The organism is Oceanotoga sp., assembly GCF_030445905.1.
GTDB lineage: Bacteria > Thermotogota > Thermotogae > Petrotogales > Petrotogaceae > Oceanotoga > Oceanotoga teriensis.
In genome coordinates, this window is sequence record NZ_JASUSU010000027.1 from 21,298 (window position 1) to 35,980 (window position 14,683).

Here is a 14,683-nt window from a genome sequence, read left to right on the forward strand (position 1 = left end):
ATATGTTTTTTAAATTAAAAATCATTTAAAAAAATTAAATATTCATTTGATATGTTAATTTATAGAAATTTTAATTATTTAATATTAAAATTTAAATGTAACATTTACAAAAAAAATAGCAGTTCGTGAAAACTGCTATTTTAAGATATTTTTGATTTCATTCATTATATCATCAGTGAGTTTTTCTTTTATTTCTACTGATTTAATGTTTTCTTTTACTTGATTTACACTACTTGCACCAGTTATTACTGTACTAACATTTGGATTTTTTAATATCCAAGCTATTGCGAGTTGTGCCATCGTAGCATCTATGTTTTTGGCTATTTTGTCAAGTTTTTTTAATCTATCTATGTTTTCATCTGAAAATAAACCATTACTTTTTAAATATTCTTGAACATCTTTAAACTTATTAAGGCGAGAATTTTCTGGTATTCCATCATTATATTTTCCAGTTAATAAGCCACTTGCGAGAGGACTCCATGTAGTTGTACCGAGATGATATTTTTCGAATAAATCTAAAAATTCTTTTTCTACTTTATCTCTCACAAACATATTATATTGAGGTTGTTCCATGGTAGGAGCTATTAAATTTCTTTTTTCAGCAATTTCAAAAGCTTGTTCTATTTGATCTGCACTCCATTCAGAAGTTCCCCAATAAAAAGCAAGACCTTCGTTTATTACATAATTCATAGCATAAACTGTTTCTTCAATTGGAGTATCTGGATCTGGTCTATGACAAAATATCAAATCTACATAGTTCAATTGTAATCTTTTTAATGAATTCCAAGTTCCTTCTAAAATATGTTTTCTTGATAATCCTTTATCATTTGGTCCATTCCCACCCCAAAATATTTTTGTCGATATTATTAAATCTTCTCTTCTATATTCTTTTAAAGCTTGACCCATCAGAGATTCTGATAATCCATTGGCATATGCTTCTGCATTATCAAAAAAATTTACACCATTTTTAAAAGCTTCTTTCATAGTATCTTTAACTAATTGAGTATCTAATTGATTTCCAAATGTGAGCCATGAACCAAATGAAATTTCACTTACTTTCAACCCCGATTTACCAAGTTTGTTATATTTCAAAATAATCCCTCCTTTTGATTAGTTATACTAACTAATTTTATTATAACATTTTGAGTCGGATTTATTTCGATTTTCTTGTTGGAGATGCTTTTCTAAATGAAATTGTATCCATTGGATGAAAAACACCATCTTTAACGCTTCTTATATCTTCTACTGAAATAAATGCTTTTGGAACGTATTTTTTAGCAATTTCTTCAAATTCATGTAATTTCTTTCTATGCATTATACTGTATATTATATGAGCATTTCCTCTTGAACCTGTAGCTTCAACTTTTGTTACTCCAAATCCAGACTCACTTAATTTTTTTATCAATTCAGTTGGATCGACAAGAGTTATAATTCTTGTGGCAACTGTTCCTATTGCGAGTTTTTCATCTATAACAACACCTATATAACTTCCAGCGGCAAATCCACCTGCATAAGCAATTACGTATAATATATTATCTACACTTTGTATTACCTTTCCTGCTACCAGTAACCATATTGTTACTTCAAAAAATCCTATGAGCATTGCAAGTTCTTTCTTTCCCTTTGAAATCATTATTATTCTTGTTGTTCCGAGCGAAACATCTAATATTCTTGCAAAAAAGATTATCAAAGGCATTAAAACCCATTTGAATATTTCAGAACTCAAAAACTCTTCCATTTTTAATTCCTCCCGAAAAATTTAAAAGTTATTTAAGAACAAAGAATTATCTTCTTCATCTATATTTTTTGGTATTAAAACTATATTTGAATAGTATTTTTTAATTCTTGAAAGATATGTGGGAGAAACCTTATAGCTTAAAACCATTTTACTGCTATGTTTATTACTTCTTTTAGATATTGTATTTATTTTAAGTTTTTTACCATTTTTGTTTATTACAGCATAACCATTTTCTATTAAAGATTTTTTGTTGAGTTCTTTGAGATTCAGTTCTTTTAATATATTTTTATTTTCAACAGCCAAATCTAATATATTATAATTATTTTTTAAACATATTTCTAAAGACTTCTCAAAAGCTTTTTGAAAATTTTTGAAGTTTAAGAGATTACTATTTTGTTGAATTTCTTCTATTTCTTTATGAAATAAACTTATGTATTTTTTGGACAATTTTATAGATTTGTTTTTTGGAAAGCCTATAAAAAACCCATTATTAAAAAGTTCTTTTAAGTCGGAATTTTTAAAGTTTTCATCCAATCCAAAATCATCTATACATATAAACTCTTTTTCAAAAGAACATATAAAATGATTTAAGGAATTTATTAATGTATAGTATAATTCATTTTTTAAAGTTTTATATTCTGGTAATTCTTTAATTTCTAAAATATTTTCATCATTATTTTTCAAATTTTTAATTATTTCATTTAAATTTTTGAAAACATTTTTTTTATTTTTTAAGTTCAAATAAACACTTGTATATCCTTTTGAATAAAGTATTGAATTGATAAATATATTCATAATCATTATAGATCTGTCTTTATAAGGGTTATAATATAGAGTGATTATATAACTCAAAAGAATAAAATCTATTATATTTTTTTCATCGGATATAATTTTTAATTTTTTTAAGAATAATTCTTTATCACTTTTTTTGCTTAATATATCACAATTTAGTTTTTGAGGGATATTTTCTAATGTCTTGTCTATATAGTTTAATTTATTTAAGTCTATAAATGTTTTATTATTGTTGAATTCAGCATAAAAGTTAGATTCTTTATACAAAGAAACAGCAAGATTATAATAAGCTTTTATAGAATCATTTTTACAATAATTTTTATTTATGAGCATTTTTTCAGATATCTTTGTCATTTTTATATCATAAAATAATAAAATATTTTTAATTTCTTGAACTAATATATAATTTTGTATTCCATTATCAAATTTTATTTGCAAATTTTTTAGAATATCTTTCCTTTTTTTTATTAAAATCATTGTTTCAGCCCCCTGAAAATTAAATTAATATAACATATCAATTTTAACATGATAAAGCTTAAAATAAGATTATAGCCATTCAACGATTTTTTTTATATAATTATCCCAAAATTCCCAAGAATGTCCGCCTGAACTTTCTTCATATTTTAGATTCATATTTTTTTCCAAACAAAAATCTCTAAATTTTATATTATCTGAATATAAGAAATCTTCTGTTCCGCAACATTGGTATAAATCGGGCATTTTTATATTTTTATTTATATTATTATCTATTATTGTAAATAGATCATTTTCGTTTTTATTAAATTCATTTTTTGAACCAAAAATACTTAAAAGTTCTTTATTCTCATCAAAATAATCATATTTTCCTAAAACATTTAAAGCTCCAGATAAAGAAGCAGCTTTAGAAAATAAATGAGGTTTTCTCAATGCGAGTTTAAATGCTCCATAACCACCCATTGAAAGGCCAGCAACGTAATTATAATTAGGCTCTTCTGAAATGGGAAACATTTTTCTTGTAAATTTTATTAATTCATCTGAAACATAGTCCCAATAACGCATTCCATATTTTGTATTCGTATAAAAGCTTCTATGAACATCTGGAATTATCACTGCAATACCTTTTTCTGATGCATATCTTTCTATAGATGTTTTTCTCATCCACATGGTATTATTATCTGATAATCCATGTAAAAGATATAAAACTGGATAATTAATTTTTTTGTAATTATTATCTTCTGGAATTACTGCATATATTTGAGTTTGAATACCTATGCATTCACTTGCAAAATTACACTGTATAAAAGCCATATAATTCACTCCTTAGAATGGTTCACTTATAAAAGTATTATATAAATTGAAATCTTGATCATTATAATCTATTGTTTCTATACGCTTTACACTTATCATATCTTTTATGTTTGTAAAGCCACTTAGTATTGATGAAAGTGTTCCAATATCTGTTTTTATATGTGCTTTTGAAGTTTTTTCTATATATAATCTATTATCATTTACTGTTAAAGACCATATTCCATTATTCCAAGAACAATTATGATCTATTATTTCAATATTTATAGAAGTATCTTGAGAAATGAATTTGATATCATTTAATTTTTCAATATCGATTATTCTTATCATACAATTACCACCAGATGTTTTCTGTTTTGGATAGTCTCCCAAATAAGGCCATATTAAGAAGTCAGAAGGTACTAGAATACTGAGATCTGAAATCTGATAACTTAAAGATTTAATATATGAAAAAATACTTTTCTTAATATTTTCATCAGAAAATATTAAATCTTTTATTACTAACTTATTTTTTCCATTTATATTTTTATAAAAATATCTTATTAAACCTTTCATCAGATTATTTTGTTTGAACTTTACAATACCACTTTTTATTTCAGTTGAAAAAAAGTTTCTAAGTGAGTTTTTCCAATTTATATCATCTCTTTGTACGAGATTATAATTTTTTGAAGCAAATTCATTATAATAAATTTTTGTTTCTTCATCAGGAAAGTCCATTTCTTCTATAATTATATCTTCATTATTTTTTTCAAAATAAAGTGTTGAAGAAGATATATCATATGATGTTGAATCAGTGAATATTTCATATCCATATTTTCTGTAAAAATTAAAATTAAAGGGATACAGTGCAGATAGTATAAAATTATTTTCTTTCATATATTTTAATGCATTATCAAAAACGAAAGAAATTCCACCTTTTCCCCTACAATCATTCCTTGAACATACATCTCCAATACCTCCGGTTTTCATGGGAGCGCCTCTAAAAGTCATATTTAAATCATGTATATTAAATCCACAAATCAATTTACTTTCATCAAATGCAGTACAATATTTTTTTCCTTCTTCAAAAAGAGATTCATGTCTTTCTAAATATTTTTCTTTTTCACTTATAGGTATTGAAAAAGAAAAAGCAGCTATATCTACAAATTTTTTCAAATCTTTTTTATTGTCTAAAATTTTAAAGTTTAAAATATTAATCACCTCCATAATAATTATATTAAGAAAAACGAAAAAAAACAAATCTCATTAAAGATAAATCTGAATATTTAAAACTGATTACCATTAAATAAGTTTTGAAAAAACATTCCTTAATAATATAATAAAATTGAAATAATATTTCAAAAAAATAATTAAAAACTGAAATAAAATTACAATATAGAAATGAGTGCTGAAATGGAGGATTATAAATTGCATAGTTCAAAAAAATTAAAACGTGGATTAATTGTATCATGTCAAGCCGAAAAGAATGAACCTTTATATGGTTCAGAGAATATGGCATTACTTGCATATGCGGCAGAAATATCCGGGGCGATTGGTATAAGAGCACTTACAGCAAAAGATGTTTATGAAATAAGAAAAAAAGTAAGTTTACCTATTATAGGAATAACAAAAGATAGAAAATCTAATGGAGCTTTTATAACTATAAGAAAAAAAGATATAGATGAACTTGTAAATGCTGGAGCTGATTTTGTAGCAATAGATTGTACAGACAGAGAAAGACCAGAACCTTTGAAAGAATTATTTGAACATATAAGAAATACATATGAAGGATTGGGAATAGTTGCTGATATTTCAAATTTAAAAGAAGCTAAAGAAGTTGTCAAATTAAATCCCGATTATATATCTACAACACTTTCAGGATATACATCTTATACTAAAAACCGTGATAAACCAGATCTTAATTTGATATCAGAGATAGTAAAAATAACAAATATTCCAGTTATCGCTGAAGGAAATTATGTATATCCAAAACAAGCAAGGCAAGCAATATTAAATGGTGCTTATTCAGTTGTCGTTGGTGGGGCAATCACAAGACCACAACAAATAACTGATAGATTTAATAGAGCTATAAGAAATGTTTTAAATGATTTTAACTCTATAGGAATAGATCTCGGTGGTACACATATAAGAATAATAAAATTAAATTCAAAAAAAGAAATACTAGATAAAGAGATTGTAAAAACCCCAGAAACAAAAGAATTAATTTTAAAGAAATTATTTGAACTTACAGATAAATATATAGATAAAAATACTAAATTCTTGGGAATAGCCACAGCTGGACGGGTAAATGTAAAAAATGGTGAAATAATATTTGCAAGTAAAAATCTTCCTGACTGGATTGGGATGAAATTAAAAGAGGTATTTGAGAAAAAATACAGTTTAGATGTAAATGTAAGTAATGATGCTAATTTTGCAGCTTATTCTCAATACCTTCAAACAAAAAAAGATTTATTGTATATAACAGTTGGAACTGGTATTGGAAGTGGAATAATAATAGATGGGAAGATTTGTAATGGCGTGAATGGTAATTCAGGAGAAATAGGGCATATTATTTATCCTATGAATAATAGACCATGTACATGTGGAAAAAATGGTTGTATAGAAACTTTATTATCTGGAAAAAATCTATGGAAAAATTTGGAAGAAAATACAGAGCAAAAAGATAAAATTTTTGATGATTATTCAGAAAAAATGGCTTGGCTTATAGATGTTGTTAAAAACACTATAGATTTTGAAGAAGTTTATATAGGGGGAGTTCTTCCGAGATATGGTGAGTTTTTAATAAATCTAATAAATGAAAAATATAGAAATTTGAGTGAAATAAATAAAGAAAATATTTTTTATTCTAATGTTGGAGAACTTGCAGGTGCTTATGGAGCGGCAGTTTATTCATTTGAAAAATGGGAGGAAGAATTATGACTTCAAAAATAGTATCAATAATTGAATCAAGAAAAGAAACCCTTACATCTTCAGAAAAGAAAGTTGCAGAATATGTTTTGAAAAATGGAATTGAAGTTATAAATATGACTGTCAGTGAATTTTCAAATGTCAGTAAAGTTAGTGAAGCCACAATAATAAGGTTTGTTAAAAAAATAGGATTTGATTCATTTCAAGATTTTAAACTCTCAATAGCCTCTGATAATGAAAGTTTAAAAAATTATGAAGATATAGATACTACAGTTAATAAAGATGAATTACCTGAGGATATAGTTAAAAAAGTAGAACTTGGAATAATTAGAGCTATAGAAAGTACAACATCAATAACAGATATATCCAAGTATATAAATGCAGTAAATTTTATAAGATCTGCAAAAAGAATAGAAATATATGGAGTTGGATCTTCAAATGCTGTTGCGAAGGTTTTAAATTATAAATTAACAAGAATGGGGTTTGCTGCTTTTTCTATTGAAGATCCTCATATGCAAGCGATATCTGCTGCAACTATGAAAACAGGAGATCTTGCAATAGGAATATCTCAATCGGGTTCTACTATAGATATAGTTGATTCTTTAACTATTGCCAAAAAACATGGTGCTACGACCGTTTGTATTACTGATCATGTTAATTCACCAATTACTAAATTTTCAGATACAGTTATACAAACATTTTCAAAAGAAAATCCCGTAAAAACAAGTGCTGGTCGTTCTATAGTTGCTCAAATATATGCAGTTGAAATATTAACAGCAATTTTAAGTTCAGTTGAATTTGAAAAAGCTCAAAAAGCAGGTCAAGAAACTGCAAAAGCTGTAGTTAACAAATTATATTGATGGGGTGAATACATGAATAATAAATACGATATTGTTGTTTTAGGTGGAGGTATTTCAGGTTTTCATGCTGCTATTGCATCATCAAGAATGGGATTAAATACTTTATTAATAGAAAAAACATCTTCTTTGGGTGGGATGGCAACAAATGGATTAGTTAATCCATATATGAAATATTGGATCGATGAAGAATATTTGGTTGGAAATATTTTTGAACAGTTAAATAAAAAAATTGATGATTTAGGCGGTTCTTTTGAAAATACATTTGACTCAGAGTTGATGAAAGTTGCTATGAATAAGATGGTTTTAAATGAGAAAAATTTAACAGTTTTATTCAACACAATTTTAGAAGATGTTTTTATATCAAATAATAAAATAGAAAATATTTTATTGAGACATAATAATGGAGAAAAAATTAATATAAATGCTAAATTTTTTATCGATTGTTCTGGAGATTCTGTTTTGGGATTAAAAAGTAAATGTGATTTATTAATAGGAAATGATTCAAAAGAAAATCAAGCTGTTACTACAATGTTTGTAATAGGTGGAGTAGATTTTGAAAAAATACGCAATGATGTTAAACAAAATAAAGAAAATTTTTTAGCTTGGGTTGGTTATGAAATGAAAGTTATTTCTGTAGCAGGATATTTTAAAGAAATAAATCAAGCTAGAAAAGATGGAATGGATTTACCAAATGATTTATTTTTTTATGTCCAATTACCTCATGGTAATAGAGTTAGTGTAAATTCAATGGATTTATCTCACAATTCAATAAATCCTTCTGATCTATCAAAATCAACTTTAAATGGAACTATTTATGCATATAATATATATTCTTTCGCTAAAAAATATGTAAAAGGTTTTGAAAATTCATATTTAGAAAAAATAGCACCAGAAATTGGAATAAGAGAGAGTAGAAGAATAATTGGAAAATATATATTCAAAAAAGAAGATGTTCTTGAATATAAAAAATTTAAAGATGGTATTGTAAAAGGATGTTATGGCGTTGATATACATAAAAAAGATAAAAAAATAGATGAAAAAGAAAAAAAGTTTGTACCTATATATAATGATTTTTATGAAATCCCATTGAGATCTCTATTATCTAAAGATATAGAAAATCTTGGTATGGCAGGAAAAACATTTTCTTCTGATTTTGAAAGTCATTCAGCGGCAAGAATTCAACCAACATGTGCAGATATGGGACAAAAAGTTGCGGTAGCTATAGGAATACATTTAAAAGAAAACAAAAAATTTGAATATATAAGTAAAGATGAAATAATAAATAATTTAAATAGTATATCTAATTTATAAGGGGGTAAAATAATGAAAAAATTAGGGTTAGTATTATGCTTGGTTTTAGTTTGTTTATTTGCTTTTGGGAGAAAAACAAAAGTTGAATTTTGGACTATATCTTTGAGTCCTACATTTGATAATTATATAAACTCTATAATTGAAAGTTATGAAGAGAAAAATCCAAATATAGAAATTGAATGGAGCGATGTTCCTTATAGTGCATTCATGCAAAAAATAACAGCTTCTATAGCAGCTGGAAATGCTCCTGATGTTATTAATCTAAATTCCGAATGGATGTTAGATTTAGTTGGAATGGAAGCTTTAAGCCCAATTGATGATTATATATCAAAAGTTGAAAAATATAGATATTTAGAAAACCTTTGGGAAGTAGGAATGGTTGATGGAAAAACATACTCTGTACCTTGGTATACTACACCAAATGTTTTGATATATAATAAAGAAATTTTTGAAAAATCTGGATTAGATCCAGATACTCCTCCAACAACTTGGGAAGAAGTAGAAGAATATTGTGAAAAGATAAAACAAAATACAGATGCATATCCATTATCTACAGTTACAGATGGACATCAATTACTTCTTACAAATGGAATACCTTTAGTTACAAAAGATGGTAAAAAATCAGCTTTTAATAATTCAGAAGCTTTAGAACTATTAGAATACTATAATAGATTATATAAAAAAGGATATTTACCTAAAGATTTAGGAGATTATTCTTCAGCTGTTCAAAGATTTTCAGGAAATAATTTGGGGATGTTTGTTGTTGGAATTTCACAATTGAAAAGTATAAAACAAAATAATCCAAGTATGGTTGAAAAAATAGGAGTTTCACAATTACCATTAGGAAAAGCAAAAATTATACCAGTTACACCTATGAATTTTACAGTTCCTTATAATTCAAAAAGAAAAGAAGAAGCAGTTGACTTTATTCTTTGGGTTACATCAGGATATTGGCAAGTTCAGTTTGCAAAATATGCAACAGTTCTTCCATCAACTAAAATAAGTCTTGATTCTGATCCATATTTTAAATCTATGGAAGATAAAGATATTTTAATAAAGGGAGAAATTGTTGGAGCAAAAAGTCTTAAATATGGTACAGATTTAAATACTTTACACAATATTCCAGCAGATAAATATAATAGTTTTAGAAGAACCTTAAATGAAAATTATTTTATAAAAGCTATAAAAAATGAAATAGAACCTGAAGAGGCTTTAAAATTAGCAGAGATAGATTGTAATAAAATATTAGCTAATTAATAAAAGGATACCTTAAGGTATCCTTTTTTAAAAAGATTTTTGGAGGTTTTTAATATGAAAATATCAAGAAAAAAACAAACTTATATAATTGCCTTTTCTTTTTTAGTACTTCCTTTATTACTGTTAGCAGTTTTTACTTATTATCCAATGATAAGGGGTGTTGTTCTATCTTTTTCTGATTATAATATGTTCACACATAAAACTAAATGGGTAGGTTTTGAAAATTATAAATTTATTTTCAATTATAAATATTTTTATATTTCTCTTTTGAATACATTAAAGTATATGATAATAGTTCCATTTATACAATTTTTTGCGATATTATTGGCTCTTTTAGTGAATCAAAAGCTTCCTGGAATGAAATTATTTAGAACATTATTCTATGTACCAGTAATTACAGGAGCAGTTATTGTGTCTCTTTCTTGGAGATGGATTTTTGATGTGGATGGAATTTTAAATAATATTTTGATCAATTTCAATATTATAGATTCTCCAATAGCTTGGCTTACAAATGAAAAAACAGCTATTTATTGTGCTATGTTTGTAACTTTATGGAGAGGTATAGGGTATTATATGGTTATATATATGGCTGGTTTACAAAATATTCCTTCTGTATTGTATGAAGCAGCCGCTATTGATGGGGCAACCAAGAGACAACAATTTTGGAAAATTACAATGCCTTTGCTAAAACCAACTATGCTCCTTGCTTTTTTGATGTCTACTATATCAGCAGTTAAAATCTTTGAAGAGGTATTTCTTTTAACTGGAGGAAAAGCCAATACATCTACACTATTATTTGAAGTATATAATTTAGCTTTTACCGAGTACAAATTTGGTAGATCTTCAGCATTATCTATAATATTGTCTGGAATATTGATTATTTTTGCCATAATTAACTTTAAATTTTTTGGCACAGGAGTTGAAAAAGATGCAAAAAAATAAAAAAATTAAAAAAATGATTTTTACATATATTTTGTTGATTTTATTATCTCTTTTTTTCATATTTCCTTTTTTGTGGGTATTATCTACTTCATTTAAAGGAGCAGAAGATATTTTTGGAAATGGTTTAAATTTGATACCTAAATCTTTTACGATTAAAAATTATGTTGAGGTTTTTACAGCTATTCCCATGGCAAAATATTTTTTAAATACTTTAATAATAACTTTTATAGGTGTAGCTTTTCAAGTCATCTTAGCATCTTTGGCAGCATACCCATTGGCAAGACTTGATTTTAAAGGAAGAAATTTAATTTTTTATTTGATTCTTTTACCAATGTTAATACCTGTTGAAGGATCTTTAGTTATAAATTTTATAACTATTTTAAATCTTCAACTTTATAATACATATCTTTCAGTTGTTTTACCAGGAGCTGTTAGTATATTTGGAATATTTTTGATGAGACAGCATTATTTATCAGTTCCTAAAGAACTTGAGGATGCAGCGAGAATAGATGGATGTAATGAATTTCAAGTTTGGTGGAAAATAACTTTTCCACTCGTTAGACCTGCAACTTCTGCTTTAGCTATTTTTTCATTTGCTGCATTTTGGAATAGTTTTTTATGGCCTTTGATAGTATTAAAAGACTCTAATAAATTTCCTTTACAAGTTGGATTATCACAATTAAATACGCAATTCAATCAAAATTTTAGAACTATATCAGCAGCTATTGTAATAGCAACTATACCTATTTTAGTTTTCTTTTTCTTCACTCAAAGATATTTTATTGAAGGATATAAAGGTGCTGTAAAACAATAAATGGAGGATAATTCAATGAAAATAATTTATTTGCCAGTAGATGAAAGATTTTGTACAAGAGATTATTTTTTATTACTTGCAGAATCTGTAAATATAAATGTTTTAACCCCAAATAAAAAAGATCTTGGAAATAAAAAAATTCCTGCAGATACTGATTTTATAAAAAGATGGCTATTAGATAATTCTGAATATGGGGATATATTAATTTTAAGTATAGATACATTATTACATGGTGGATTGATACCTTCGAGAATAAATAAATTAAAATATGAAACTTTATTAGAAAAACTTGAAATATTAGAAACTTTAAAAAATAAAGGTTGTAAAATTTATATTTCTACCTCAGTTACAAGAATTCCAAAATATAATTCTGATGATGAAGAACCAGTTTATTGGGAATTTTGGGGTGAAAAAATAAGAGATTTGACATTAAAAATTTCAGAAAATAAACCTAATATATTAAATGAATATGATACTGTGTATAAAAACATGAATTTTAAAAATGATATACCCGAATGGTATTTAGAAGATTTTTTTATACGTAGAAATAGAAATTTCAAAATAATATCTAAATTATTAGATTTAGTTAAATTAAATATTATAGACTTTTTAAACATAACCTTAGATGACAATGAAGAAAATAGCTTATCTGTTCTCGAAAGTAAATACCATGAAGAAAAAGTGTTAAAAGAAAATTTGCAAGAAAAAGTTAGTATACATCCAGGTGCAGATGAAGCTTCTTTAAGTCTTTTAAGTAAAGCATTAACAGATCATTTTAATGTTAAACCTATGTTTGATATTAAATATTCAGAACCTGAATATAAACATTTGATACCACCATATGAAGGAACTCCTCTCTTTGAAAGTTTAGCAGAGCATATAAAATCTTCAGGGGGAATTTTTGTTGAAAATCAAGGAGATATAACTTTACTTGTAAATAATTCAGATAAAAAACAACATATAGATATAAATAATAAAAATGATTATAAATTTGATGATAATAATCAAAACAAATTATTAAATTATATACAACAAAAAAACATCAAAGGTATTTGTGATATAAGGTTTGGAAATGGTTCTGATGATGAAATAATATTAAAATTATTAAAAAAAGTAAAAAATTGGGATAAAATAAATTATTCTGGATGGAATACTCCAGGAAATACTATAGGAACAGTATGTGCTTATTCTATTATTCAATTTTTAGCGAGTAAAAAATATTTGAAATTAGATACTTCAAAAATGAAGAGATTACAGGCGATATTTTTTATAGAGCATTGGGGATATCAATCTAATGTTAGACAAGAGCTAAGAGAAGAATCCAAAAAATATGGATGTAATATTTGGACACTGCTTCCTGCCGAGAAATGGGCTATAGATTATTCAAAAGAAAAATTAAATGATTATAAAGAAATTGTAGAAAATAATATGAACCAGATATGGGAAATGGAAGTATGGTTTCCTTGGAATAGATCTTTTGAAATAGGAATTAAATTAAAAGAAAAGGGCGATATTAATGGTTAAATATGGTTTTAGTTATTTTGGTAATAGAATTCCGAAATATGTAAAAAAAGATCTTTTAGATTTTAAAAAAATAGGATTTGAAATAGTTTTACATACATTTTCTGAAAATGATTTTCTCTTTTACAAAGATACTATGAAAAGAATAGTATCTGATTCAAAAGAATTAGGTTATGAAGTATGGTTAGATCCTTGGGGATATGGAGGCATTTTTGGTGGTGAAGCTTTTTCAGGATTTTTACAAAATAATATCGAAGAATCTCAAATCAGCAATAAAGAAGAACGTTTAGGATCAGTTTGTTTGAATTCTGAAAAGTTTAGAAATTATATGAAAGAATGGATAAAGAGTTGTAAGGCTATAGGAGCTGATAAAATATTTTGGGATGAACCACATTTTTATATATTTGAACCTTATAATAGATATCCAGAAGAATTTTCTTGTAGATGTGATACATGCAGAAAAAATTTTATAAAATATTTAACTATGAAATGCCAACTAAATTTAATGAAGATATAAAAACATATAGAAATATTGTTATTAATGAATTCTTGAAAGAAATGACAAACTTTGCGAAAGGTTTGGGAATAGATAATATAATTTGTTTTGTTCCGGAAGAAGCTTATGAAACTGGAATAAATAATTATGAACAAATATCTTCTTTGAAAACTATTAGTAATATCGGTTCAGATCCATATTGGTATGGTTGGAATAAAAATGTTCAAGAGTTTGTTGGAAAATCATGTGATGAAATAAAATCTTTATCGATTAAATATAATAAAGATTCTCATATGTGGATACAATCATTTAAAGTTCCAGAAGGAAGAGAAAATGAAATCGAAGATGCTGTAATAAAGATAAAAGAATCAGGAATAGAAAATATATTATTTTGGGGTATAAGAGGGTGTGAACATATTTCATCAATATCATCTGACAATCCTGAAAAAGTTTGGAATATAATAACTCAAATAATAAAAAAAGATAAAAATTAATATAGTGATTTATACGGAGTGATAAAAATGCCAGATATGTTAGTAAAGCTATACAATCTTGAAGAAAAAAAAGAATATAAAGATGAATTATTAAAAAAAGGAATAATGATAAGAAAAGCAATATCTCCAGAAAAACATATAATAACAAAATGGATAGAAAAACATTTTAATGAACATTGGAAAAGTGAAGCAGAAAGCGCATTTTCAAATAATCCTGTAAGTATATTAATAGCAATAGACATAGAAAAAGGGAAAATGATAGGATTT

Annotated in this window: 14 protein-coding genes and 1 pseudogene; 10 read left to right on the top strand and 5 right to left on the bottom strand. The window is 25.8% G+C overall.

The genetic code is table 11. The features are described 5' to 3' along the window. Nucleotides 1–135: 135 nt before the first annotated feature. From PWP28_RS08775 to eis, 5 genes are all read right to left on the bottom strand, one after another. Nucleotides 136–1,092 (bottom strand): aldo/keto reductase, encoded by a 957-nt coding sequence (locus tag PWP28_RS08775; RefSeq protein WP_308644593.1) that lies wholly within the window; start codon nt 1,090–1,092, stop codon nt 136–138. Nucleotides 1,093–1,153: 61 nt separating this feature from the next. After that, nucleotides 1,154–1,738 carry a DUF2179 domain-containing protein gene (locus PWP28_RS08780; protein WP_109606168.1) on the bottom strand — a complete coding sequence of 195 codons (585 nt, stop codon included), beginning with the start codon at nt 1,736–1,738 and terminating at the stop codon, nt 1,154–1,156. Nucleotides 1,739–1,759: 21 nt separating this feature from the next. Next, complete coding sequence (locus PWP28_RS08785; RefSeq protein ID WP_264149527.1) at nt 1,760–3,007, bottom strand: hypothetical protein; 1,248 nt, start codon at nt 3,005–3,007, stop codon at nt 1,760–1,762. Between the two features lie 69 nt (nt 3,008–3,076). Beyond that, nucleotides 3,077–3,817, bottom strand: a complete 741-nt coding sequence (locus PWP28_RS08790; RefSeq protein WP_264149528.1) for an alpha/beta hydrolase family protein — start codon at nt 3,815–3,817, stop codon at nt 3,077–3,079. A 12-nt stretch (nt 3,818–3,829) separates the two neighbouring features. Then, a complete protein-coding gene (gene eis, locus PWP28_RS08795) occupies nt 3,830–5,014 on the bottom strand; it encodes a GNAT family N-acetyltransferase (protein ID WP_308644594.1) in 1,185 nt (394 codons plus the stop codon). Nucleotides 5,015–5,221: 207 nt separating this feature from the next. On the opposite strand from eis, the gene PWP28_RS08800 reads away from it, so the two are divergent. The 10 genes and pseudogenes from PWP28_RS08800 to PWP28_RS08845 all read left to right on the top strand — a co-directional run. Further along, nucleotides 5,222–6,733 carry a putative N-acetylmannosamine-6-phosphate 2-epimerase gene (locus PWP28_RS08800; RefSeq protein ID WP_308644595.1) on the top strand — a complete coding sequence of 504 codons (1,512 nt, stop codon included), beginning with the start codon at nt 5,222–5,224 and terminating at the stop codon, nt 6,731–6,733. Further along, nucleotides 6,730–7,581: a MurR/RpiR family transcriptional regulator gene (locus tag PWP28_RS08805; RefSeq protein WP_158274898.1), complete on the top strand. Its 852-nt coding sequence runs from the start codon at nt 6,730–6,732 to the stop codon at nt 7,579–7,581. The genes PWP28_RS08800 and PWP28_RS08805 overlap by 4 nt, the downstream gene beginning before the upstream one ends. Nucleotides 7,582–7,593: 12 nt before the next feature. Beyond that, the gene (locus tag PWP28_RS08810) at nt 7,594–8,892 is read left to right on the top strand and encodes an FAD-dependent oxidoreductase (protein ID WP_308644596.1); all 1,299 of its coding nucleotides are present in this window, start codon (nt 7,594–7,596) and stop codon (nt 8,890–8,892) included. 12 nt (nt 8,893–8,904) lie between these two features. Further along, the gene (locus PWP28_RS08815) at nt 8,905–10,149 is read left to right on the top strand and encodes a sugar ABC transporter substrate-binding protein (RefSeq protein WP_308644597.1); all 1,245 of its coding nucleotides are present in this window, start codon (nt 8,905–8,907) and stop codon (nt 10,147–10,149) included. A 54-nt stretch (nt 10,150–10,203) separates the two neighbouring features. Continuing rightward, nucleotides 10,204–11,091 carry a carbohydrate ABC transporter permease gene (locus tag PWP28_RS08820; RefSeq protein ID WP_109606184.1) on the top strand — a complete coding sequence of 296 codons (888 nt, stop codon included), beginning with the start codon at nt 10,204–10,206 and terminating at the stop codon, nt 11,089–11,091. After that, nucleotides 11,078–11,905: a carbohydrate ABC transporter permease gene (locus PWP28_RS08825; RefSeq protein WP_109606186.1), complete on the top strand. Its 828-nt coding sequence runs from the start codon at nt 11,078–11,080 to the stop codon at nt 11,903–11,905. Before PWP28_RS08820 ends, PWP28_RS08825 begins: the two co-directional genes overlap by 14 nt. A 15-nt stretch (nt 11,906–11,920) precedes the next feature. Beyond that, a complete protein-coding gene (locus tag PWP28_RS08830) occupies nt 11,921–13,429 on the top strand; it encodes a DUF4127 family protein (protein ID WP_158274899.1) in 1,509 nt (502 codons plus the stop codon). Further along, nucleotides 13,422–13,943: a hypothetical protein gene (locus PWP28_RS08835; RefSeq protein ID WP_308644598.1), complete on the top strand. Its 522-nt coding sequence runs from the start codon at nt 13,422–13,424 to the stop codon at nt 13,941–13,943. The genes PWP28_RS08830 and PWP28_RS08835 overlap by 8 nt, the downstream gene beginning before the upstream one ends. Continuing rightward, on the top strand, nt 13,880–14,416 hold the full coding sequence (locus PWP28_RS08840; RefSeq protein WP_308644599.1) for a hypothetical protein: 537 nt from the start codon (nt 13,880–13,882) through the stop codon (nt 14,414–14,416). Before PWP28_RS08835 ends, PWP28_RS08840 begins: the two co-directional genes overlap by 64 nt. 27 nt (nt 14,417–14,443) lie before the next feature. Then, a pseudogene (locus PWP28_RS08845) lies at nt 14,444–14,683 on the top strand (GNAT family N-acetyltransferase); the annotation flags it as partial.

Bases quoted from the DNA above. Each gene is read 5' to 3' on its own strand.
- PWP28_RS08780 (WP_109606168.1), bottom strand. From the start codon at position 1,738: ATGGAAGAGTTTTTGAGTTCTGAAATATTCAAATGGGTTTTAATGCCT.
- PWP28_RS08785 (WP_264149527.1), bottom strand. From the start codon at position 3,007: ATGATTTTAATAAAAAAAAGGAAAGATATTCTAAAAAATTTGCAAATA.
- PWP28_RS08790 (WP_264149528.1), bottom strand. From the start codon at position 3,817: ATGGCTTTTATACAGTGTAATTTTGCAAGTGAATGCATAGGTATTCAA.
- PWP28_RS08805 (WP_158274898.1), top strand. From the start codon at position 6,730: ATGACTTCAAAAATAGTATCAATAATTGAATCAAGAAAAGAAACCCTT.
- PWP28_RS08810 (WP_308644596.1), top strand. From the start codon at position 7,594: ATGAATAATAAATACGATATTGTTGTTTTAGGTGGAGGTATTTCAGGT.
- PWP28_RS08815 (WP_308644597.1), top strand. From the start codon at position 8,905: ATGAAAAAATTAGGGTTAGTATTATGCTTGGTTTTAGTTTGTTTATTT.
- PWP28_RS08820 (WP_109606184.1), top strand. From the start codon at position 10,204: ATGAAAATATCAAGAAAAAAACAAACTTATATAATTGCCTTTTCTTTT.
- PWP28_RS08825 (WP_109606186.1), top strand. From the start codon at position 11,078: ATGCAAAAAAATAAAAAAATTAAAAAAATGATTTTTACATATATTTTG.
- PWP28_RS08830 (WP_158274899.1), top strand. From the start codon at position 11,921: ATGAAAATAATTTATTTGCCAGTAGATGAAAGATTTTGTACAAGAGAT.
- PWP28_RS08835 (WP_308644598.1), top strand. From the start codon at position 13,422: ATGGTTAAATATGGTTTTAGTTATTTTGGTAATAGAATTCCGAAATAT.
- PWP28_RS08840 (WP_308644599.1), top strand. From the start codon at position 13,880: ATGCAGAAAAAATTTTATAAAATATTTAACTATGAAATGCCAACTAAA.